At 61.6% G+C, this 20584-nt stretch carries 17 protein-coding genes; 4 read left to right on the forward strand and 13 right to left on the reverse strand.

The features are described 5' to 3' along the window. Positions 1 to 23: 23 nt before the first annotated feature. From glmM to rlmE, 4 genes are all read right to left on the reverse strand, one after another. Positions 24 to 1373, reverse strand: coding sequence for a phosphoglucosamine mutase (gene glmM, locus ACWHXT_RS15545; protein WP_447956480.1), 1350 nt, complete (start codon positions 1371 to 1373; stop codon positions 24 to 26). Then, positions 1370 to 2278 (reverse strand): dihydropteroate synthase, encoded by a 909-nt coding sequence (gene folP, locus ACWHXT_RS15550; protein ID WP_447927194.1) that lies wholly within the window; start codon positions 2276 to 2278, stop codon positions 1370 to 1372. Before folP ends, glmM begins: the two co-directional genes overlap by 4 nt. Before the next feature lie 117 nt (positions 2279 to 2395). Further along, positions 2396 to 4390: an ATP-dependent zinc metalloprotease FtsH gene (gene ftsH / locus ACWHXT_RS15555; RefSeq protein ID WP_447927195.1), complete on the reverse strand. Its 1995-nt coding sequence runs from the start codon at positions 4388 to 4390 to the stop codon at positions 2396 to 2398. Positions 4391 to 4584: 194 nt separating this feature from the next. Further along, a complete protein-coding gene (gene rlmE, locus ACWHXT_RS15560) occupies positions 4585 to 5235 on the reverse strand; it encodes a 23S rRNA (uridine(2552)-2'-O)-methyltransferase RlmE (protein WP_447927196.1) in 651 nt (216 codons plus the stop codon). A 122-nt stretch (positions 5236 to 5357) separates the two neighbouring features. Between rlmE and yhbY the strand changes: the two genes are divergently transcribed. Continuing rightward, entirely contained in the window at positions 5358 to 5684 is a 327-nt protein-coding gene (yhbY, locus tag ACWHXT_RS15565; protein ID WP_447530087.1) for a ribosome assembly RNA-binding protein YhbY, read from the forward strand. Between the two features lie 87 nt (positions 5685 to 5771). Here yhbY and greA read toward each other — a convergent pair whose 3' ends face one another. The 5 genes from greA to ACWHXT_RS15590 all read right to left on the reverse strand — a co-directional run bounded on the left by greA (position 5772) and on the right by ACWHXT_RS15590 (position 12214). Beyond that, positions 5772 to 6248, reverse strand: coding sequence for a transcription elongation factor GreA (gene greA, locus ACWHXT_RS15570; RefSeq protein ID WP_447530088.1), 477 nt, complete (start codon positions 6246 to 6248; stop codon positions 5772 to 5774). After that, positions 6245 to 9475 carry a carbamoyl-phosphate synthase large subunit gene (carB, locus tag ACWHXT_RS15575; protein WP_447956481.1) on the reverse strand — a complete coding sequence of 1077 codons (3231 nt, stop codon included), beginning with the start codon at positions 9473 to 9475 and terminating at the stop codon, positions 6245 to 6247. Before carB ends, greA begins: the two co-directional genes overlap by 4 nt. A gap of 52 nt (positions 9476 to 9527) precedes the next feature. Further along, entirely contained in the window at positions 9528 to 10673 is a 1146-nt protein-coding gene (gene carA / locus ACWHXT_RS15580) for a glutamine-hydrolyzing carbamoyl-phosphate synthase small subunit (protein ID WP_447958056.1), read from the reverse strand. 333 nt (positions 10674 to 11006) lie between these two features. Further along, positions 11007 to 11819, reverse strand: coding sequence for a 4-hydroxy-tetrahydrodipicolinate reductase (gene dapB / locus ACWHXT_RS15585; RefSeq protein WP_447927199.1), 813 nt, complete (start codon positions 11817 to 11819; stop codon positions 11007 to 11009). Positions 11820 to 11929: 110 nt separating this feature from the next. Beyond that, the gene (locus tag ACWHXT_RS15590) at positions 11930 to 12214 is read right to left on the reverse strand and encodes a DUF2218 domain-containing protein (protein ID WP_447894470.1); all 285 of its coding nucleotides are present in this window, start codon (positions 12212 to 12214) and stop codon (positions 11930 to 11932) included. Positions 12215 to 12500: 286 nt separating this feature from the next. Between ACWHXT_RS15590 and ACWHXT_RS15595 the strand changes: the two genes are divergently transcribed. The 3 genes from ACWHXT_RS15595 to ACWHXT_RS15605 are packed head-to-tail and all read left to right on the forward strand — an operon-like array spanning position 12501 to position 15428. After that, positions 12501 to 13622 (forward strand): ABC transporter substrate-binding protein, encoded by a 1122-nt coding sequence (locus ACWHXT_RS15595; RefSeq protein ID WP_447956482.1) that lies wholly within the window; start codon positions 12501 to 12503, stop codon positions 13620 to 13622. After that, the gene (locus tag ACWHXT_RS15600) at positions 13612 to 14685 is read left to right on the forward strand and encodes a FecCD family ABC transporter permease (protein WP_447956483.1); all 1074 of its coding nucleotides are present in this window, start codon (positions 13612 to 13614) and stop codon (positions 14683 to 14685) included. Before ACWHXT_RS15595 ends, ACWHXT_RS15600 begins: the two co-directional genes overlap by 11 nt. Beyond that, entirely contained in the window at positions 14679 to 15428 is a 750-nt protein-coding gene (locus ACWHXT_RS15605; protein ID WP_447956484.1) for an ABC transporter ATP-binding protein, read from the forward strand. The genes ACWHXT_RS15600 and ACWHXT_RS15605 overlap by 7 nt, the downstream gene beginning before the upstream one ends. On the opposite strand, the gene ACWHXT_RS15610 is transcribed toward ACWHXT_RS15605, so the two are convergent. The 4 genes from ACWHXT_RS15610 to grpE all read right to left on the reverse strand — a co-directional run bounded on the left by ACWHXT_RS15610 (position 15406) and on the right by grpE (position 20418). Beyond that, positions 15406 to 16305 carry a DMT family transporter gene (locus ACWHXT_RS15610; RefSeq protein WP_447956485.1) on the reverse strand — a complete coding sequence of 300 codons (900 nt, stop codon included), beginning with the start codon at positions 16303 to 16305 and terminating at the stop codon, positions 15406 to 15408. The genes ACWHXT_RS15605 and ACWHXT_RS15610 overlap by 23 nt on opposite strands. Positions 16306 to 16420: 115 nt before the next feature. After that, a complete protein-coding gene (gene dnaJ / locus ACWHXT_RS15615; protein WP_447530096.1) occupies positions 16421 to 17578 on the reverse strand; it encodes a molecular chaperone DnaJ in 1158 nt (385 codons plus the stop codon). A gap of 124 nt (positions 17579 to 17702) precedes the next feature. Further along, entirely contained in the window at positions 17703 to 19634 is a 1932-nt protein-coding gene (dnaK, locus tag ACWHXT_RS15620; protein WP_447927205.1) for a molecular chaperone DnaK, read from the reverse strand. Between the two features lie 139 nt (positions 19635 to 19773). Then, a complete protein-coding gene (grpE, locus tag ACWHXT_RS15625; protein ID WP_447530098.1) occupies positions 19774 to 20418 on the reverse strand; it encodes a nucleotide exchange factor GrpE in 645 nt (214 codons plus the stop codon). Positions 20419 to 20584 lie beyond the last annotated feature (166 nt).

Raw genomic sequence — 20584 nt, forward strand, 5'->3', positions numbered from 1 at the left:
TTTGGGCCGAACGCGGGCCAGGCTTAGGTCAGTAGTGCTTCGACCCGCTTTGCAAGGGTTTCGGCCAGCGCCTGAACGTCCAGGTGCGCGCGGCCTTCGACCATTACACGAATCAGCGGCTCGGTACCCGAGGGGCGCAGTAGCACTCGCCCCTGGTCGCCGAGCTTTGCTTCGAGCTCGCCGACCGCTTCATTGAGTACCGGAGCGTCCATGACGTCTTTGGCATGGGTACCGGCGGGCAGGCGGACGTTGACCAGCGCCTGGGGCACCTTCTCGAAGGCCTTTAACAGCGCAGCGAGCGTTTTTTGCTCGCGCATCATCAGCGCCAGCACCTGAAGCGCCGAGACGATACCGTCGCCGGTCGTCTGCGCATGGCCACATACGATATGACCCGAGGACTCGCCGCCCAACTCCCAACCGTTGGCCGCCATCTTCTCCATCACGAAGCGGTCGCCGACCTTGACGCGCTCGAAGGGAATGCCTAGCGCTTCCAGCGCCTTGGCCAGGCCGAAGTTGCTCATCAGCGTACCGACCACGCCGCCCTGCAAAAGACCGCGCTCATGGCGGTCCCGGGCGATGAGATAAAGGATGTCGTCGCCGTCGACTTCCCGGCCGTCGGCATCGACCAACAGCACCCGGTCGCCGTCGCCGTCGAAGGCCACGCCTAAATCAGCGCCCTGCTGAATCACCGCCGCACGCAGCGCCGCCGGATGGGTCGAGCCCACTTCGTGATTGATATTGAGCCCGTTAGGCGTGGCGCCGATCACGCTGACCTCGGCGCCCAGCTCGCGAAATACGCTCGGCGCAATGTGGTAGGTCGCGCCGTGGGCGCAGTCGAGCACCACGCTCAGGCCGTGCAGGCTCAGTCGGTCGGGCAGCGTCGATTTACAGAATTCGATGTAGCGCCCCGCGGCGTCGTCGATGCGCGCGGCCTTGCCAAGCTGCCCGGCCTCGGCGGTGCAAAGCGGCGCGTCCAGCATCGCCTCGATGCGGTCCTCGACTTCGTCGGGAAGCTTTTTGCCCTCGGCGGAAAAGAACTTGATGCCGTTATCCTCGAACGGATTGTGCGAGGCGGAGATGACGATGCCTGCATCGGCGCGGAAGGTGCGGGTCAGGTAGGCGATGCCCGGCGTGGGCATCGGGCCGAGCAGCGAGACATCGACCCCGGCGGCGGAGAGCCCCGCCTCCAGCGCCGACTCGAACATGTAGCCAGAGATGCGCGTGTCCTTGCCGATCAACACCCGCGTGCGCCCGTTCGAGCGGCGCAACACCTGCCCTGCCGCCCAGCCGAGTTTGAGCATGAAGTCGGCGGTGATCGGCGTCTCGCCGACCGTGCCGCGAATACCATCGGTTCCGAAATAGCGTCGTGTCATGAGAAGAGTTCCTTGTGGACCGGCGGCTCGCAGCTTTCCTGGAGGACCGCCCAGGCCATGGTAACGGCATCCGCCGTCGCGCCGACATCATGCACACGTAGTATTTTGGCGCCGCGTTCGACCGCCATGGCCGACAGTGCAAGCCCGCCAGGCAGACGCTCCTCGACCGGCCGACCGAGCACCTTGCCGATCATGCTTTTACGCGACATGCCTACCAACAGCGGCAGGTTCAGCGCCTCGAGCGCGCGCATTTGATTCAAAAGACGCAGGTTGTGCTCAACGGTTTTGCCAAACCCGAACCCCGGATCGAGCAGCAGCTGATCGCGCTTGAACCCGGCCGCTTCGCAGGCCGCGATGCGCCTTGTCAGGTAATCGGCGACCGCCTGCTCGATGGGCTCGTCGTAGGCCGGCGAATGCTGCATATCCTGGGGCTCGCCCTGGCGGTGCATCAAACAAGCAGGCAGCCCGCTACTGGCGGCGGCGGCCAAGGCGCCGTCGCGCTCGAGAGAACGTACATCGTTGATCATACCGGCACCGAGGGCGGCGGACTCGCGCATCACCAAAGCGCTACTGGTATCGACGGAGACCAGCGCGTCGAGTTCGCGCACTAGCGCCTCGACGACCGGGCCGACGCGGTCGAGCTCCTGCTGTTCGGGAACGGCGTCGGCGCCGGGGCGCGTGGACTCCCCGCCGACGTCGATCACCGCCGCGCCCTCGGCCAGCATCTGCTCGGCGCGGCGCAGCGCGTCGTCGAGCGAGACGTGGCGGCCGCCGTCGGAGAAAGAGTCCGGGGTGACGTTCAATATCCCCATGACCCGAGGAAAGGAGAGATCCAGCCGATGACGACCGCACTGCAACTGAGTGACGTGGCTGGGGGCCTGGTGTGGATCGAGCGTTGGTTTCATGAACAGCCTGATAGATAGAAAACGGGGCGGCTTGATGGCGCCTAGCATACCAAAAAAAAGCGCCCCGAGGTGGGGCGCTTTAGAAGCGGGGCGAGCATGACGACCCCAGCGTTAGGCTCAGGGCCCGGCCGGACCGCCAAGCGGGTCGGAGGGGCGGCGGCGAGGTTCGTCGTCGTCCTCTTCGCCATCGTCATTGGCATCGCCATGGTCCGGCTCATCCGCTTTGGGCTGCGGCTCGCCACCCGCCGGCGTACCGCCGCCGGAGGAGTCGCCGTCATCCCAGCCTTCCGGCGGGCGCGGGTCCTTGCCTTCCATGATGTCCTTGAGCTGACTCGCGTCGATGGTTTCGTACTTCATCAGCGCTTCGGTCATGGCGTCGAGCTTGTCGCGGTTATCGTGCAGGATCTGGCGCGCCTGCTCGTAGCAGTCGTCGATGATCTTGCGCACTTCCTTGTCCAGACGCGTGGTGGTTTCGCCGGACTTCAGTTTGCCGCCGCTCTGCCCCGGGCCGCCGAGGAACTGGTGCGATTCGTCCTCGTCGTACATGATCGGGCCCATCTCATCGGACAAGCCCCACTTGGCGACCATGTTGTGGGCAAGTTCGGTGGCCCGCTTGATGTCGTTGGAGGCACCAGTGGTCACGCCGTTGGCGCCTAGCGTCATCTCTTCGGCGATACGCCCGCCGAACAGCGAACAGATCTGGCTGAGAATCTGCTGACGCGAGAGGCTGTAACGATCCTCTTCCGGCAGGAACATGGTGACACCCAGCGCCCGGCCCCGCGGGATGATCGTCACCTTGTAGACCGGGTCGTGCTCGGGCATCACCAAACCGATGATCGCGTGACCGGATTCGTGATACGCCGTGTTGAGCTTCTCTTTGTCGGTCATGACCATGGATTTGCGCTCGGCGCCCATCATGATCTTGTCCTTGGCCATCTCCAGCTCGTCCATACCCACCAGGCGCTTGTTGCGACGCGCGGCAAAGAGCGCGGCTTCGTTGACCAGGTTGGCAAGATCGGCACCGGAGAAACCGGGGGTACCGCGGGCGATGAAGACCGGCTTGACGTCCTCGGCCAGCGGCACCTTGCGCAGGTGAACGCCCAGAATATGCTCGCGGCCGCGAATATCGGGCAGGCCCACGGTGACCTGACGGTCGAAACGGCCCGGGCGCAAAAGCGCCGGGTCGAGAACGTCCGGACGGTTGGTCGCGGCGATCACGATGATGCCTTCGTTGGCTTCGAAACCATCCATCTCGACCAGCAGCTGGTTGAGGGTCTGTTCGCGCTCGTCGTTACCACCGCCCATGCCAGCACCGCGCGAGCGGCCCACGGCGTCGATCTCATCGATGAAGATGATGCAGGGTGCCTGTTTCTTGGCCTGCTCGAACATGTCGCGCACACGGGATGCGCCCACACCGACGAACATCTCGACGAAGTCAGAGCCGGAAATCGAGAAGAACGGCACTTTCGCTTCGCCGGCAATGGACTTCGCCAGCAGCGTTTTACCGGTACCCGGCGGGCCTACCATCAACACGCCGCGGGGAATCGTACCGCCCAGGCGCTGGAACTTGGTCGGGTCGCGCAAAAAGTCGACCAGCTCTTCGACCTCTTCCTTGGCTTCGTCGCAGCCGGCGACATCGGCGAAGGTGGTCTTGATTTGATCCTGGGAGAGCAGCTTGGCCTTGGATTTACCAAAGCTCATCGGGCCACCCTTGCCGCCACCGGCGCCGCCCTGCATCTGGCGCATGAAGAACATGAAGATGGCAAGGATAAGCAGAATCGGGAAACTGGCGATCAGCAGGCGCATCCAGATGCTCTGCTGCTCCGGCTCCTTGCCGACCACGGTGACGTCGTTGCTCAGCAGGTCATCCATCAGCTTCGGGTCTTCCGCCGCCGGCCGGATGGTCTGGAACTGCGACCCGTCGGTGCGCTCACCCTGAATGGTGTAGCCATCGATGGTGACACTGCGAACCTGTTGATTTTGCACCTGATGCACGAACTGGGAGTAGTTAGTGGACTGGGGTGCGCTTTCCGTACTGAAATTGTTGAACACTGTCAGTAGCACGGCCGCAATGACCAACCACAGAATCAGGTTCTTCGCCATATCGTTCAAGGGGCTACCCTCATTACAAGAATCCGTCAGTTAACCGTCGATACTCAGACCTTACACTAGAGCACTACGTTCAACCATTGCCAAAGCACGTTTGACTTTGGGCCATGTATGCCATACGGGCCTTACGGCCCGTATGACACGCAGTGCGATTGCCTTCGCGGCAATCGCCATGATCGTTTTCTTCGCGGCGTGAATTAGCGGCCGCGAAACCCCTGGGCTAGAAAATAGACCTCCCGAGAGCGGGCCCGCGAAGCGCCGGGCTTGCGCGTCACTACGCGGTCGAAGTCGCCTCTCAACTCCTTCAAATAAGCGTCGAACCCTTCGCCCTGAAACACCTTGGCCAGAAAGGTGCCGCCTTTGGAGAGCGTTTCCCGGGCAAGCTCCAGGGCCAGTTCGACAAGATACATCGCCTGGGGCTGGTCGATGGCGGCCATGCCACTCATATTGGGGGCCATGTCCGACATCACAAGGTCGACGCGGCGATTTCCCAGCCGCTCGAGAATGGCGTTCAGCACACTCTCTTCGGTGAAATCGCCCTGGATGAAGTCAACGCCGGCCAGCGCGTCCATTTCCAGAATGTCCGAGGCGACGACGACACCGTCCATGCCGACTTTATCGGCGGCCACCTGGCTCCAGCCACCGGGGGCGGCGCCCAGGTCGATCACCGTCATGTTCGGGCGAAAGAGCTTGTCTTTTTCATCGAGCTCTAAAAGCTTGTAGCTTGCGCGCGAGCGGTAGCCGTCCTGCCAGCTCTGCTTGACGTACTGATCGTCAAAATGCTCTTTCATCCAGTTGGCGCTGGTCTTGCTGGCGGAGCGTTTGGGACCTGCTGGCTTTTGCTGCATGAGGCGTCTACATCTAGCGTATGGGGGTGAATGTGCGAAAGTGCCGGGTGGACTGCTTTCACTTGACGGCGTTTCACCGTAAGATGGAGCGTTAAGCGCAAACCGGGATACCGCAAGATACCATGAGCTTGTCACAGGCACAAAAGAAAGCATTTCGCAGCATTGGCCATCACCTGAACCCAGTCGTGACGGTCTCTGAAAACGGCATCTCCGAGAATCTGCTCGCCGAGTTCGACCGCGCACTGCGCGATCACGAGCTGATCAAGGTGAAGCTGGCCCTCCCCGAGCGCGACGATCGCGCGGCCATGGTGCAGGAGCTCGTCAATGAAAGTGGCGCGGAGCTTGTCCAAACCATTGGCAAGATGGCGCTTTTTTACCGCCGAAACCCAAGCGCCAACCCCAAACTTTCCAACGTCAGCCGCTTCGAGAACCATCACGGCCGCCACTGAGCACGCGCTAAAGCGCTATCGAGAAGCGCCATGAAAAAGGCCCGGGCATCACTGCCCGGGCCTTTTTTGTGCCATCAAACGCTAGGTTTAGATGTGCTCGACGCTTTCGATTTCGTATTCGACATCGCCACCGGGGGTCTTGACCACCACGATGTCGCCCTCTTCCTTGCCAATCAGCGCGCGGGCGATGGGAGATGTGACCGAGATGCGCCCGGATTTAATATCCGCTTCGTCTTCACCGACGATACGGTAGGTGACCTGGGCGTCGCTATCCAGATTCAAAAGCGCCACGGTCACACCAAAGATCACCTTGCCGGTTTTGGGCAACTTGGTGACATCGATCACCTGGGCGCCGGAGAGCTTGCTTTCAATCTCTTGAATGCGTCCTTCGATAAATCCCTGCTGTTCGCGGGCCGCGTGATACTCGGCGTTCTCCTTGAGATCGCCGTGCTCGCGCGCCTCGGCGATCGCGGCAATCACCTCAGGGCGCGCTTCGCCCTTCAGGTGGTTGAGCTCTTCGCGAAGACTTTTTTCGCCCGCTACCGTCATCGGGACCTTGTTCATTGACTTGCTCCTGCATGCAGATCCTGAAGGCGCCGCACCGTAATCTCCCGACCGTACTCGAGCGCCATGCAAACGGCATTAGCGCCCGCCAGGGTGGTCGCATAGGGCACCTTGCGCGCGAGAGCAGTACGGCGAATGATCGAAGAGTCGTTGATAGCCTGACGACCTTCGGTAGTGTTCACAATGTAGGCGATCTCGTCGTTCTTGAGCGAATCGACGATATGGGGGCGACCTTCGTAAACTTTATTGACGTGCTCGACTGTGAGCCCGGCCGCTTCGAGTGCAGCGGCCGTTCCGCGCGTGGCACATAACGTGAAGCCCAATGTTAGCAGAGAACGGCCTACTTCGATAATCCCCTCTTTGTCCGGCTCGCGCACCGACAAGAAGGCCTTGCGCGGACCATCGAGGGCCGGAATGGCCTCCCCGGCGCCCAGCTGCGCCTTGAAAAATGCCTCAGCGAAGGTGTCGCCGGAGCCCATCACTTCGCCGGTGGACTTCATCTCCGGCGAAAGGATCGGATCGACCCCCTGGAACTTGTTGAACGGGAAGACCGCTTCTTTCACGCTATAAAAATGCGGCACGATTTCGCGCTCGAAACCCTGGCTTGCCAGGGTTTGACCCGCCATGCAGCGCGCGGCGATCTGGGCAAGCGAGGTGCCGATGCACTTGGAGACGAACGGCACGGTACGCGAGGCGCGCGGGTTGACTTCGATCACGTAGATCTCATTGTCCTGCCAGGCGAGCTGCACGTTCATCAGCCCCTTCACACCCAGCTCCACCGCCATGCGCTTGACCTGGTCGCGCATCTCGTCCTGCACGTCCGCGGGCAGCGAGTACGGCGGCAGCGCGCAGGCGGAGTCGCCGGAGTGCACCCCGGCCTGCTCGACGTGCTGCATGATGCCGCCGATCACCACGGCGTCGCCATCGGACACCGCGTCGATATCGACCTCGACCGCGGCGCTCAAGAAGTGATCCAGCAGCACCGGCGAGTCGTTGGAGACCTTCACCGCATTGGTCATGTAGTTTTCGAGTTCAGACGCGTCGTAGACGATCTCCATGGCGCGCCCGCCGAGCACGTAGCTGGGGCGCACGACCAAGGGGTAGCCGATCGCCTCGGCCTTGGCGAAGGCCTCGTCGAAGCTGCGCGCGGTGGCGTTGGGCGGCTGCTTGAGACCGAGTTTCTCGATCATGTGCTGGAAGCGCTCGCGGTCTTCGGCGCGATCGATGGCATCCGGGGTGGTGCCGATGATCGGCACGCCGGCGGCTTCGAGCTCCCGGGCGAGCTTCAGCGGGGTCTGGCCGCCGAACTGGACGATCACGCCCGCCGGCTTCTCTTTATCGGCGATTTCGAGCACGTCTTCCAGCGTCACCGGCTCGAAGTAGAGCCGATCCGAGGTGTCATAGTCGGTGGAGACGGTTTCCGGGTTGCAGTTGACCATGATGGTCTCATAGCCGTCGTCGCGCATCGCGAGTGCGGCGTGAACGCAGCAGTAGTCGAACTCGATGCCTTGGCCGATCCGGTTCGGGCCACCGCCGAGCACCATGATCTTCTGGCGATCGGAAACGTCGGCCTCGCACTCCTCTTCATAGGTGGAGTACATATAGGCGGTGCTCGAGGCGAACTCCGCCGCACAGGTATCGACACGCTTGTAAACCGGGCGAATACCCGCGGCCTGGCGGGTTTGGCGGAATTCCTTTTCGCTGACGCCGAGCAGTTTGGCCAGGCGCGCGTCAGCAAAGCCCTTGCGCTTGAGCTGGTAGAGCTCGCGGGCCGAGAAGTCGCCCAGCGCGCGCTTGGCCACAGAGGCCTCAGAAAGAATCAGGTCTTCGAGCTGCACCAAAAACCAGCGGTCGATGTTGGTCAGCGCGAAGACCTCTTCGACGCTCATACCGGCGCGCATGGCGTCGGCCACAAAGAAGATGCGCTCGGCGCCGGCGGCCTGCAGCTCGCCCTTGATCTGCGCCATCGCCTCATCACTAAAGTCGGTGATGATCGGATCGAGGCCGTCGTTGCCGGTTTCCATACCGCGCAGCGCTTTTTGCAGCGACTCCTGGAAGGTACGGCCAATCGCCATTACCTCGCCTACCGACTTCATCTGGGTGGTGAGGCGGTCGTTGGCCTGGGGGAATTTCTCGAAGGTGAAGCGCGGAATCTTGGTGACGACGTAGTCGATGGACGGCTCGAAAGACGCCGGGGTCGCCCCGCCGGTAATATCGTTTTGCAGCTCGTCCAGGGTGTAACCCACCGCGAGCTTCGCGGCGATCTTGGCGATCGGAAAGCCGGTGGCTTTCGAGGCAAGCGCCGAGGAGCGCGAGACCCGTGGATTCATCTCGATGACCACCAGGCGCCCGGTTTGCGGGTCCATGCCGAACTGAACGTTGGAGCCACCGGTTTCCACCCCGATCTCGCGCAGCACCGCAAGGCTTGCGTCGCGCATGATCTGGTACTCTTTATCCGTCAGCGTCTGCGCCGGGGCCACGGTGATCGAGTCGCCGGTGTGCACGCCCATAGGGTCGAAGTTCTCGATGGCGCACACGATAATGCAGTTATCGTTTTTATCGCGCACGACCTCCATTTCGTACTCTTTCCAACCCAGCAGCGACTCGTCGATCAAAAGCTCGTGATTGTTGGAAAGCTCGAAACCGCGGGTGCAGATCTCCTCGAACTCTTCCTTGTTGTACGCCACGCCACCGCCGGAGCCGCCCATGGTGTAGGAAGGCCGGATGATGGTTGGAAAGCCAAGCTCCGCTTGAATCTCCCAGGCTTCATCCATGGCGTGGGCGACCTTCGCCTTCGGGCACTCGAGGCCAATGCGCTTCATGGCCTGGTCGAAGAGATCACGGTCCTCGGCCATGTTGATGGCGTCGGCGTTGGCGCCGATCATCTCGACGCCGTGCTTGTCGAGCACGCCGTGCTTTTCAAGGTCGAGGGCGCAGTTGAGCGCGGTTTGCCCGCCCATGGTGGGCAGGATCGCGTCGGGCTTTTCCGCCTCGATGATTTTCTCGACGGCCTGCCAGGTGATCGGCTCGATGTAGGTGGCATCGGCCATGACCGGGTCGGTCATGATGGTGGCCGGGTTGGAGTTGACCAGCACCACCCGGTAGCCCTCCTCGCGCAGCGCTTTACACGCCTGGGCGCCGGAGTAGTCGAATTCGCAGGCCTGGCCGATGACGATGGGGCCAGCGCCAATGATGAGAATAGTCTTGATGTCGGTACGCTTGGGCATAACGGTTCCCGCAAAAAAGTGACGATGAGCTCGATAGGGCTTGGCAAACGGATCAGCGACGCGCCTGCATCAGGTCGATAAAGCGATCAAACAGCGGCGATACGTCCTTCGGACCGGGGCTCGCTTCCGGATGTCCCTGAAAGCTGAACGCCGGGCGGTCGGTGCGCTCGATGCCCTGCAGTGTGCCGTCGAAAAGCGAGCGGTGCGTGGCGCGCAAATTACCTGGCAGCGTGGTTTCGTCGGCGGCGAAGCCGTGGTTCTGGCTCGTGATCATCACCGTGCCAGAGTCGAGATCCTGCACCGGGTGGTTGGCGCCGTGGTGGCCGTGATTCATTTTGACGGTCTTCGCCCCGGAGGCCAGCGCTAAAAGCTGGTGGCCCAGGCAGATACCGAACACCGGCGTATCGGTTTCGAGAATCTCGCCAATCGCGGTGATCGCGTAGTCGCAGGGCTCCGGGTCGCCGGGGCCGTTGGCCAGAAATACGCCGTCCGGATTCATCGCCAGAACCTCTGCGGCTGGGGTTTGAGCGGGCACCACGGTCAAGCGGCAGCCGCGAGCGGCCAGCATACGCAGGATGTTGAATTTCACCCCGTAGTCATACGCCACCACGTGGTAAGGCCGATCAAAGGTCGAAGTATCGGCGTAGCCCGCGCCCAGGCTCCACTCGCCTTCGCTCCACTCATAGGCCTGCTTGCAGGAGACCTCCTTGGCCAGATCCATACCCTTGAGCCCGGGAAAGGCGCGGGCCGCCGCCAGCGCCCGCTCGACGGCGTCGTCGCCCTCGGCATCACGACCCGCTAGAATCGCCCCGTTCTGCGCGCCCTTGTCGCGCAAAAGGCGCGTCAGGCGGCGGGTGTCGATATCGGCGATGCCCAGCACGTTTTGACTTTCCAGATACTCGGAAAGGCTCTGCTGGCTGCGAAAGCTGCTGGCCATCAGGGGGAGATCGCGAATCACCAGACCGGCGGCGGCAATGGAGGCGGACTCCACGTCTTCCGGGTTAATGCCGGTGTTGCCGATATGCGGGTAGGTGAGTGTAACGATCTGGCGGGTGTAGGAGGGGTCGGTGAGAATTTCCTGGTAGCCGGTCATGGCCGTATTGAACACCACCTCCCCGCTCGTGACGCCTTCGGCGCCGATGGCAACTCCGTGAAACACGCTGCCATCTTCCAGGGCCAATATCGCAGGTTTGCTCAATGCGGGGTTATTCAAGACAACTTCTCCCATGCTGTTAGGCGCCTGGGGGCGCAGGCTCGGCGATCCGGTGTCGGCGTTTGCGTGCAAACGTCGGGTCGTAAAAAAGCGGGACGAAGCCGATAAAGAAAAAATCGGTTTCATCCCGCTTGTTGTTCTTCCGTGGCAGGTGGCCATGGTTTAGCGTACGGCGTTGGGCAATTTTTCAATAAAGCCAGTGCAACAAGCGCAGCGTTCGCCGTTTACTTTCTACTCACATGCCACCACCCGGCCAAAATTTTTGGAATGTTACAGCATTTCAGACAACCAGACCAGCCTTTTGGCTACAAATCCAGCTCAAGCCTCACCCAGCCCGAGCACGTCCTGCATATCGAAACGCCCGCTTCGTTGCTCCGCGACCCAGCGCGCCGCGCGCACCGCGCCCTTGGCAAACGTCATGCGACTCGATGCCTTGTGGGTGATCTCGATGCGCTCGCCTTCGGTGGCGAACATCACCGTGTGCTCACCGACGATATCGCCGGCGCGCACCGTGGCAAAGCCGATCTCGGTATCGGTGCGCGGCCCGCACTGGCCCACGCGCTCGAACACGCCGTGCTCTTTCAGCGTGCGATCCAGACTTTTGGCGATGACCTCGCCCATCTTGACCGCGGTACCGGAGGGGGCATCGATCTTGTGGCGGTGGTGGGCTTCGACGATCTCGATATCGTAACCTTCATCGCCCAGCGCCCTGGCCGCGGTTTCCAGAAGCTTGAGGGTCAGGTTCACACCGACGCTCATGTTGGGCGCGAACACCATGGCGACGTTATCGCGGTAGCTATCGAGGGCGGCGAGCTCGTCATCGTTCATGCCGGTGGTACCGATCACGATGGCCTTGCCGTGCTCGGCGCAGAAGGCCAGATTCGAAAGCGTTACTTGCGGGGCGGTGAAGTCGATCAGCACGTCGAAGTCGTCGACGATGGCGTTGAGTGAGTCGACCGCGGTCACGCCGCACTTGCCCGTACCCGCCAGCTCGCCGATATCGGCACCGACGAGCGAGCTTCCCGGCTCGACGATACCGCCGGCCAGTGTTGCGTTCTCATCCTGATTTAGCGCGCTTACCAGCGTGCGGCCCATGCGCCCCGCTACGCCTACGATGGCCACTCGTGTCATACAATCTCCTGGGTGCAATCGCCTGAAAGGCGCCAGACGGCGCCTTTTATTCATTCATCCGCGGGAGTATACCAGAGCCCGCCGGCCATCACGGCCGGCGGGCGGCCTGGCTAGTTTTCCCAGACGATCTCCAGCGTCTCGTCTTTGGCCATGCGCTCCAGGTGGTTCTGGACGACGCCTTCGAGTTTATCCAGCGTTGCCTCATCGAGGGTTTCGATCGAGACCGCGAGCTTATCGGCCTCGGCGTGCATCAGGCAGGTGCCGCCTTCAGGAAAGACGATTTTGGCATCCTGAGCGGTGTACTCGACCTCGAGCTTGTGCGACCAGTGCTTACACAAACGGTTGATCAAGCGTTCACCGGATTCGGTGGCAATTTCAGCACGGGATATCGGCATGACACTCTCCTTTCATAAGAAACGATCGATGTAGCTTAAGATCGGCGTTGAAAACTGACAAACGCTGCGTTGAACGCTTACGCAACGCAGTGTTTGAATAATTGGAACAGTTTGGCGCTAACCGCTCGACAGCTATGCGGTATTTCTCGATAATACCCCATGTAAATGCGAATCATACACAGTTGTCTCAGGGCGCCTGGCCCCGTTGAACGGCCCGACTCTTTATAGACACCATGATGACTTTTTATCTTCAGCCTTTTTATGGGCAGACTCGGCGGGAAAATTTATGAGCTCACACCTAAAAGCCCTGGCCGGCGCGGCCGCCCTGAGCTGCACGGCTGCCATGGCCGACGGTATCGACGTGGTGGATATTACCGGGCGCGAGGTGCATTTCGATGCTCCCGCCGAACGGGTCATACTCGGTGAAGGCCGCCAGATCTACCTGTTGGGTCTGCTCGAGCCCGAAGCACCGTTCACCCACGTGGTGGGTTGGCGCGAAGATTTCTCCCAGGCCGATCCGGATAACTACGCGCGCTACGCCGAGCGCTTTCCGGCGATTGACGAGCTACCCACCTTCGGCGGTTTCAAGGACGGCACCTTCGACGTCGAGCAGGCCGCTTCATTAACCCCGGACGTGGTGTTCATGAACCTGGAAGCCAAGGCGGCGACCGAGGACGCCGCCTACGACGATAAGCTCGGCCAGCTCGGCATTCCCATCGTCTACGTCGATTTTCGTGAAGACCCGATTGCCCACACGATCCCCTCGATCCGCCTGATGGGCCAGATCATGGACGATGAAGAAGCGGCAGAGGAATTCATCGACTTCGCCGAGGCGCAGCTGGCCCGTGTCACCAACGTGATCGACGAGGCCGACCCCGAGCGGCCGAGCGTGTTCATCGACCGGGCCGGCGGCTACTCCGATGAGTGCTGCATGAGCTTTGGCCCCGGTAACTTCGGCGAGTACGTCACCCTTGCCGGGGGCGCGAATATTGCCGAGGGCATCATCCCGGGCAGTTTCGGTACGCTCAACCCGGAGCTGATCGTCGCCGCAAGCCCGGAGCACATCGTCGTGACCGGCGGCAACTGGGACGCCTACGTTCCCGGCGGCGACTGGGTCGGCATGGGCCCGGGCGCGGACATGGACACGGCGCGAGCCAAACTCGAAGGACTCACCCACCGCACGGCGATGACCGGCGTTCAAGCCGTCGAGGATGGCAACGTCCACGCGATCTGGCATCAGTTCTACAACAGCCCCTACTACTTCGTCGCCATTCAGCAGCTCGCCAAGTGGCTACACCCGGATCTTTTCGAAGACCTGGACCCGGAGGCCACGATGCGCGAGCTTCACGAGCGCTTCTTGCCGATCGACTATGAACCCGGCTACTGGATCTCCCTCGATGGCCAGTGATACCACCCTGAGCGTCCCGGCAAGCCAGGGGCGCAGCCACTATAAAACCCAGGTGCTACGCCGCCAGCTGATTCTCGTCGCGCTGGTCGTGGCCCTGTTTTTCAGCCTATGCGTCGATTTATCGCTTGGCCCGGCCCGCTATAGCCTCGGCGAAGTCATCGCGGCACTGCTCACCCCAAAAAGCGTCAGCGATCAGATCCGCGTGATCCTTTGGGAGATGCGCATGCCGGTGGCGCTGATGGCGCTGGTGGTCGGCGCGAGTCTGTCGGTGGCCGGCGCGCAGATGCAGACCATTTTGAGCAACCCACTGGCCAGCCCCTTCACTCTGGGCATCTCCGCCGGGGCGAGCTTCGGCGCTGCCCTGGGCCTTGCGTTTGGTGTCGCGATCATCCCCGCCGCCTCCATCGAGTTCGTGGTGCCGCTCAACGCCTTCATCATGGCCATGTTCACGGCGTTCTTGATCCACGCGCTGAGCTTAAAGCGCGGCGTTACGGTGGAGACCATCGTGCTGCTGGGCATCGCCATGGTGTTCATCTTCAATTCACTGATGTCGCTGATCCAGTTTTTCGCAAGCCAGGAGGCGGTGACCGCGGTCGTGTTCTGGACCATGGGGAGTCTGACCAAGGCGACCTGGCCCAAGTTCTGGATCGCGCTGGGCATTCTGGGGGCGATCCTGCCGCTACTCGCCCGCCATGGCTGGGCGCTGACCGCCATGCGCCTGGGCGACGCCAAGGCCGAGAGCATGGGCGTCAAGCCGCGCGCGCTGCGCCTGGAAGTACTGGTGCTGGTCTCGCTGCTCTCTGCGGTGGCGGTGGCGTTCGTGGGCACCATCGGCTTTATCGGCCTGGTGGGCCCGCACATCGCCCGCATGCTGGTGGGCGAGGATCAGCGCTTTTTCCTGCCGGGCTCGGCGCTTTGCGGCGCGTTGATTTTGTCGGTGGGCTCGGTGATCTCCAAACTGATCATTCCCGGCACGATCATTCCCATCGGCATCGTCACGTCATTAGTCGGCATTCCGTTCTTTCTGTTTCTCGTGTTAAACCACAAGAAGGCCTCATGGTAACGCTCACGCTCAATCACGTATCGGCGCGTTACGGACGTCGCACCATCGTCGATGACGTCACGACCCCCACCTTTCACGGCGGCCAGGTGGTGGCGCTATTGGGGCCCAACGCGGCGGGTAAATCGACGCTTTTTCGCCGCATCCTGGGCCTGGTGCAGGGCCAGGGCGCAGTGGTCATCGGCAATACGCAGTCCGAACGCCCGGTGGCCTACATGCCCCAGGACACCGGTGCGAAGGCGGTGCTCAGTGTTTATGAGTCGGTGCTGTTGGCACGCATGCAGGGGCGAAGCCTAAAGGTACAGCCGGAGGATCTTGCCCAGGTCGACCGGGCGCTTGGTGAGTTGAACATTGCCGCCCTTGGCGAGCGCGACATCGGCGATTTGAGCGGCGGCCAGCGCCAGCTGGTCAGTGCCGCCCAGGCGCTGGTGCAGGAGCCGGACATCCTCATGCTCGACGAGCCCACCTCGGCGCTGGACTTGAACCGCCAGATCAACCTGCTGAGCGTACTGCGCCGGCTGGCCGACGAGCGCGGCATGCTGATTCTGGTCGCGCTGCACGATTTGGGCCACGCACTGCGCTTCACCGATGCTTCGATGGTACTGGAGTACGGCCGATTGATCGCCTGCGGCCCCACTCAAGAGGTCATCACGCCGGATCTCTTGCGCCAGGTCTACAAAGTGGCGGCGCGCATCGAGCCCTGCTCGAAGGGCCACCCTCAGCTTATCGTCGAAGAGGCCGTTTAGAGCGGCGGCCTTCGAGGGAGGCCAGCGCGACGCCGGCCAGCATCAGGGGCAGCGCCATGATGAAGCCACTCGAGATGGGGATGGCGAACAGCACCCAGTCCGCAGCAATCGGCCAGACCAGCGCCACGTACTCGAACGGCGCCAGCCGCGACACTTCGGCATAGCGAAACGCCAGCGTCATGGCGATATGCCCCGCCCCGCCAAACAGCCCGGAAAGCACCAGCAGGGCAAACTCGGTGCCGGTAAGCTCTGCCCAGCCCAACGGGAACGTGGCAAGCCCCGCCAGCGACGACACCACGATGAAATAAAACGCGATCGACCCGGCGGTTTCGGTACGCGAGATATGCCGGATGGTCAGCAGAGCGCCCGCGGTCAAAAGCGCACCCACGGTGCCGAGCGCGTAGCCCAACAGCCGGCCGTCACTTCCGGCCCCGCTCAGTTGGGGCACCACCAGCACCGCCATACCGGCCAGCGCCAGCACGATGGCCCCGCCGCGGTAGAACGAAAATTTTTCGCCGAGCAGCAGCACGCCGCCCACCGCCATGAAGATCGGCGCCAGCTGCACCAAAAGCGTCGCCTCGGCCACCGGCAGAAAAGCGACGGCCGAAAACGAGCAAAACATCGCCGCCGCCCCAAGCCCGGAGCGCAGCAGATGCCCGAGCGGGCGCCGGGTGGCCAGCGCCGTGGGGAATTCCCGGCGGATCATCAAAAAGATGACGATGGGGATCAGCGCGAACAGCGAGCGAAAGAAGATGGACTGGCCCACCGGGACCGTCTCGCTCACCGCCTTGATGCACACCAGCATGCCGGTGAACATCACCCCGGACAGCACGCGCAAGAAAATGCCCAGCCCTGGGCGGTCTTCGATTCCGGTCATGGTCGACTCGCTTTTTTCTACAAAAAAGTCCCCGGCGCCAGGCACCGGGGACTTTGTACGCTAAAGGCGCGCCAGGTACTCCATGGAGCACCCGACCAACGCCGAGGCCTTCAGCTTACGGCTTCATCTCTTCGAAGAACTTCTTCACGCTGTCGAAGAAGCCGGTTTTCTTCGGCGAGTGGCTGTGGCTGTTGCTGCCGTCGAAGCTCTCCTGGAGCTGACGCAGCAGACCTTTCTGCTCTTCGTTCAAATTCACCGGAGTCTCGATCACTACCTTGCAGAGCAGATCGCCCGGCGCGCCGCCGCGAACCGGTTTGACGCCCTTACCGCGTAGGCGGAAGAGCCGCCCGGTTTGGGTTTCCGGCGGGATCTTGAGCTTCACGCGGCCATCGAGCGTCGGCACTTCGAGTTCGCCCCCCAGGGACGCATCGACGAAGTTGATCGGCACGTCGCACTGCAGGTGCTTGCCGTCGCGCTGGAAGATCGGGTGCGACTTGATCGCGACCTGCACGTAAAGATCGCCGGCCGGGCCGCCGTTCACGCCGCTTTCGCCTTCGCTATTCAGGCGAATACGGTCGCCGGTATCCACGCCAGGCGGAATCTTCACGGACAGCGTACGGGTCTCGCGTACGCGGCCTTCACTATTACACTTGTGGCACGGCACCTTGATCTGCATGCCGGAGCCGTGACAGGTCGGGCAGGTTTGCTGCACGGCGAAAAAGCCCTGCTGCATGCGTACCTGGCCCATGCCCTGACAGGTCGGGCAGGTGTCCTTGCTGGTACCGGGCTCGGCACCTTCACCGTCGCAGCGGTCACAGTTGATGTGGCGCGGTACGCGAATGTCGACCGTGGTACCGGCGACAGCGTTTTCCAGATCCAGCTCCAGGTTGTAGCGTAGATCCGAGCCGCGGGCCGGGGCGTTCGGGCCACGACGACGACCGCCGCCCCCACCAAAGATATCGCCGAACACGTCGCCGAAGATGTCGCTGAAGTCCCCGGCGCCACCGCCGCCGCCGAAGCCGCCACCACCATAACCGCCGCCCTGGCCGTCTACACCGGCGTGGCCGAACTGGTCATAAGCAGCGCGCTTTTGCTCGTCGCTGAGCACTTCGTAGGCATCGGATACGTCGCGGAATCTCTCTGCGGCGGTTTCGTCATCCGGGTTACGGTCAGGGTGGAATTTTTGCGCCAGGCGGCGATAGGCCTTTTTGATCTCTTTCTGATCGGCCCCTTTTTCAACACCCAGGACTTCATAATAATCGCGCTTGGACATGGGTCCTACGCCTCCTGGTTAGGTATGCACTTGACGGTACAGGTCACGATAAACGTCCTGGCCGCGGAAACAGCAACGCGGGAGAGGGCTCCCGCGTCACTGCTAACCTTGGCAGAAAGAGAAATTACTGCTTCTTCTGCTCGTCGTTGACTTCTTCGTACTCGGCGTCAACCACGTCGTCTTCCGGCTTGGACGCGGTTTCTTCGCCGCCTTCGCCTTCTGCCTGAGCGCCTTCAGCCTGCTCGGCGTACATCTTCTGTGCCAGCTGGCCGGAGGCTTCGGTCAGGGCATCCAGTTTCTTCTGGATATCGTCCTGATCGTCGGTCTTCACCGCCGCTTCGAGATCGGCAATGGCGGTTTCGATGTTCTGCTTCTCTTCATCGGTCGCCTTGTCGCCGGCTTCTTCCAGCGTCTTGCGCGTGGCGTGAATCATGCCGTCGGCCTGGTTACGCAGCTGGACCAGCGCCTCGAACTTCTTGTCTTCGTCGGCGTGGGCTTCGGCGTCGCGCACCATCTGCTCGACTTCTTCATCGGAAAGACCGCTGGAAGCCTTGATGACGATCGACTGCTCTTTACCCGTCGCCTTGTCTTTCGCGGAGACGTTCAGGATACCGTTGGCGTCCAAGTCAAAGGCAACTTCAATTTGCGGTACGCCGCGCGGTGCCGGCGGAATGTCGGCGAGATCGAAACGACCCAGCGACTTGTTCTGCGATACCTGCTTACGCTCACCCTGCACGGCGTGAATGGTCACGGCCGTCTGGTTGTCATCCGCGGTGGAGAAGGTTTGCGTCTTCTTCGTCGGGATGGTGGTGTTCTTCTCGATCAGCGGCGTCATCACGCCGCCGAGAGTCTCGATACCCAGCGTCAGCGGGGTGACGTCGAGCAGCAAGACGTCTTTCACGTCGCCGCCCAGTACACCGCCTTGAATCGCGGCGCCTACGGCCACGGCTTCGTCCGGGTTGACGTCTTTACGCGCTTCCTTGCCAAAGAACTCAGCGGCTTTCTGCTGAACCAGCGGCATACGCGTTTGACCACCGACGAGGATGACGTCGTCGATTTCAGATGCGGAAAGACCGGAGTCCTTCAGCGCCATCTTGCACGGTTCCAGCGAGCGCTGAACCAACTCTTCGACGAGCGACTCGAGCTTGGCGCGGGTCACTTTGACGTTCAGGTGCTTGGGACCGGTGTTGTCTGCCGTGATGTAGGGCAGGTTCACGTCGGTCTGCTGGGCGCTTGAAAGCTCGATCTTAGCTTTTTCGGCGGCTTCTTTCAGGCGCTGCATGGCCAGGTTGTCGCCGGAAAGGTCGATACCGCTGTCGGACTTGAACTGCGCGACCAGATAGTTGATCAACGAAAGGTCAAAGTCTTCGCCGCCCAGGAAGGTGTCGCCGTTAGTGGCCAACACTTCGAACTGGGTTTCGCCATCGACGTCGGCCACTTCGATGATGGAGATATCGAAGGTACCACCGCCCAGGTCGTAAACCGCGATGGTCTTGTCACCGCGCGACTTGTCCATGCCGTAGGCAAGGGCAGCGGCGGTCGGCTCGTTGATGATCCGCTTGACTTCCAGACCCGCGATGCGACCGGCGTCTTTGGTCGCCTGACGCTGGCTGTCGTTGAAGTAGGCGGGTACGGTAATGACCGCTTCGGTCACTTCTTCGCCGAGGTAGTCTTCGGCGGTTTTCTTCATCTTCTTGAGCACTTCCGCGCTGACCTGCGGCGGTGCCATTTTCTTGCCTTTTACTTCGACCCACGCGTCGCCATTATCGGCTTCGGCGATCTTGTACGGCACCATCTTGATGTCTTTTTGAACGACGTCGTCTTTAAAGCGACGGCCGATCAGACGCTTGATGGCGTACAGGGTGTTTTCCGGGTTGGTCACGGCCTGGCGCTTGGCGGCCTGACCGACCAGGGTTTCGCCGTCATCGGTGTAGGCGATGATGGACGGCGTGGTGCGGCCGCCTTCGGCGTTTTCAATTACCTTGGAGCTATCACCATCGAGAACCGCCACACAAGAGTTGGTGGTGCCCAGGTCAATACCAATAATACGTCCCATAGCAAAAACCTCGAATTCGGTTGTGACAAAACTAAATGCTGTTGAGCAATCGGTGTGCGGTAACTACCGCGGGTTGGCCTTTATCTGGGGGCCGCCTTGAACTTTTCAAGGGGGGATTTCGTATTAACCCCTAACTCGATCACTCCGCTTTCTTGCTGACCACGACCATCGCCGGGCGAACCAGACGACCGTTGAGCAGGTAGCCCTTTTGCATCACGTCCATCACGGTGTTGGGCTCGAGCTCCGGGTTGGGAACCATGGTCATCGCTTCGTGCACCTGGGGGTCGAAGGGCTCGCCGTGGGGCTCCACGCTTTCGACACCAAACTTGTTCAGCACGTCCAGCTGCATTTTGAGCGTCATGGACACGCCTTCACGGTGTACGTCAGTGGCGTCTTCTTGCATGTTCTCGAGGGCTTTTTCGAGGCTGTCGACCACCGGCAGAAGCTCTTTCACGAACTTCTCGAGCGCGAACTTGCGCGCTTTTTCCGCTTCGGCTTCAGCGCGGCGACGAATGTTTTGCGCTTCCGCCGAGGCGCGCAGCGACTGGTCCTTGGCCTCGGACAAACTCTGTTCGAGCTCTTCTACCCGCGCGGCCAACACTTCGGCTTCCGGGTTATCCACGCCCTGCTCCAAAGTGTCGGTGCCCAGCGGCGACTCGTCGTCCAGCACGCCTTCCAGGTCACCCTCGACCAGGCGCTCTTCGTCGGCCTGCTCGGTGACGTCGGCCTCCTGCTCCTGGCGGGCCAGCTCGTCATCCATGGGGGTTTGCGGTTCTTTCGCCATGCCGTACTCCTAAATGAGGTCGCGGCGCCTAATGCGGCTGCCTGATGAAACAAAGGGTTTATCAATGCGTATGCACGCTATATGGGGGCCCTGGCCGTCATCTCAAGAGGGGCATTGAAGTGAGTTATCGACTACTGTATAAAACAACAATCATTGTATAAGCATC

The sequence above is a fragment of the Vreelandella halophytica genome, from assembly GCF_968193635.1.

What these genes read in the sequence shown, in the direction of transcription:
- glmM (WP_447956480.1), bottom strand. Translation starts at nt 1,373, where the DNA reads ATGACACGACGCTATTTCGGAACCGATGGTATTCGCGGCACGGTCGGC.
- folP (WP_447927194.1), bottom strand. Translation starts at nt 2,278, where the DNA reads ATGAAACCAACGCTCGATCCACACCAGGCCCCCAGCCACGTCACTCAG.
- rlmE (WP_447927196.1), bottom strand. Translation starts at nt 5,235, where the DNA reads ATGCAGCAAAAGCCAGCAGGTCCCAAACGCTCCGCCAGCAAGACCAGC.
- yhbY (WP_447530087.1), top strand. Translation starts at nt 5,358, where the DNA reads ATGAGCTTGTCACAGGCACAAAAGAAAGCATTTCGCAGCATTGGCCAT.
- greA (WP_447530088.1), bottom strand. Translation starts at nt 6,248, where the DNA reads ATGAACAAGGTCCCGATGACGGTAGCGGGCGAAAAAAGTCTTCGCGAA.
- carB (WP_447956481.1), bottom strand. Translation starts at nt 9,475, where the DNA reads ATGCCCAAGCGTACCGACATCAAGACTATTCTCATCATTGGCGCTGGC.
- dapB (WP_447927199.1), bottom strand. Translation starts at nt 11,819, where the DNA reads ATGACACGAGTGGCCATCGTAGGCGTAGCGGGGCGCATGGGCCGCACG.
- ACWHXT_RS15590 (WP_447894470.1), bottom strand. Translation starts at nt 12,214, where the DNA reads ATGCCGATATCCCGTGCTGAAATTGCCACCGAATCCGGTGAACGCTTG.
- ACWHXT_RS15595 (WP_447956482.1), top strand. Translation starts at nt 12,501, where the DNA reads ATGAGCTCACACCTAAAAGCCCTGGCCGGCGCGGCCGCCCTGAGCTGC.
- ACWHXT_RS15600 (WP_447956483.1), top strand. Translation starts at nt 13,612, where the DNA reads ATGGCCAGTGATACCACCCTGAGCGTCCCGGCAAGCCAGGGGCGCAGC.
- ACWHXT_RS15605 (WP_447956484.1), top strand. Translation starts at nt 14,679, where the DNA reads ATGGTAACGCTCACGCTCAATCACGTATCGGCGCGTTACGGACGTCGC.
- ACWHXT_RS15610 (WP_447956485.1), bottom strand. Translation starts at nt 16,305, where the DNA reads ATGACCGGAATCGAAGACCGCCCAGGGCTGGGCATTTTCTTGCGCGTG.
- dnaJ (WP_447530096.1), bottom strand. Translation starts at nt 17,578, where the DNA reads ATGTCCAAGCGCGATTATTATGAAGTCCTGGGTGTTGAAAAAGGGGCC.
- dnaK (WP_447927205.1), bottom strand. Translation starts at nt 19,634, where the DNA reads ATGGGACGTATTATTGGTATTGACCTGGGCACCACCAACTCTTGTGTG.
- grpE (WP_447530098.1), bottom strand. Translation starts at nt 20,418, where the DNA reads ATGGCGAAAGAACCGCAAACCCCCATGGATGACGAGCTGGCCCGCCAG.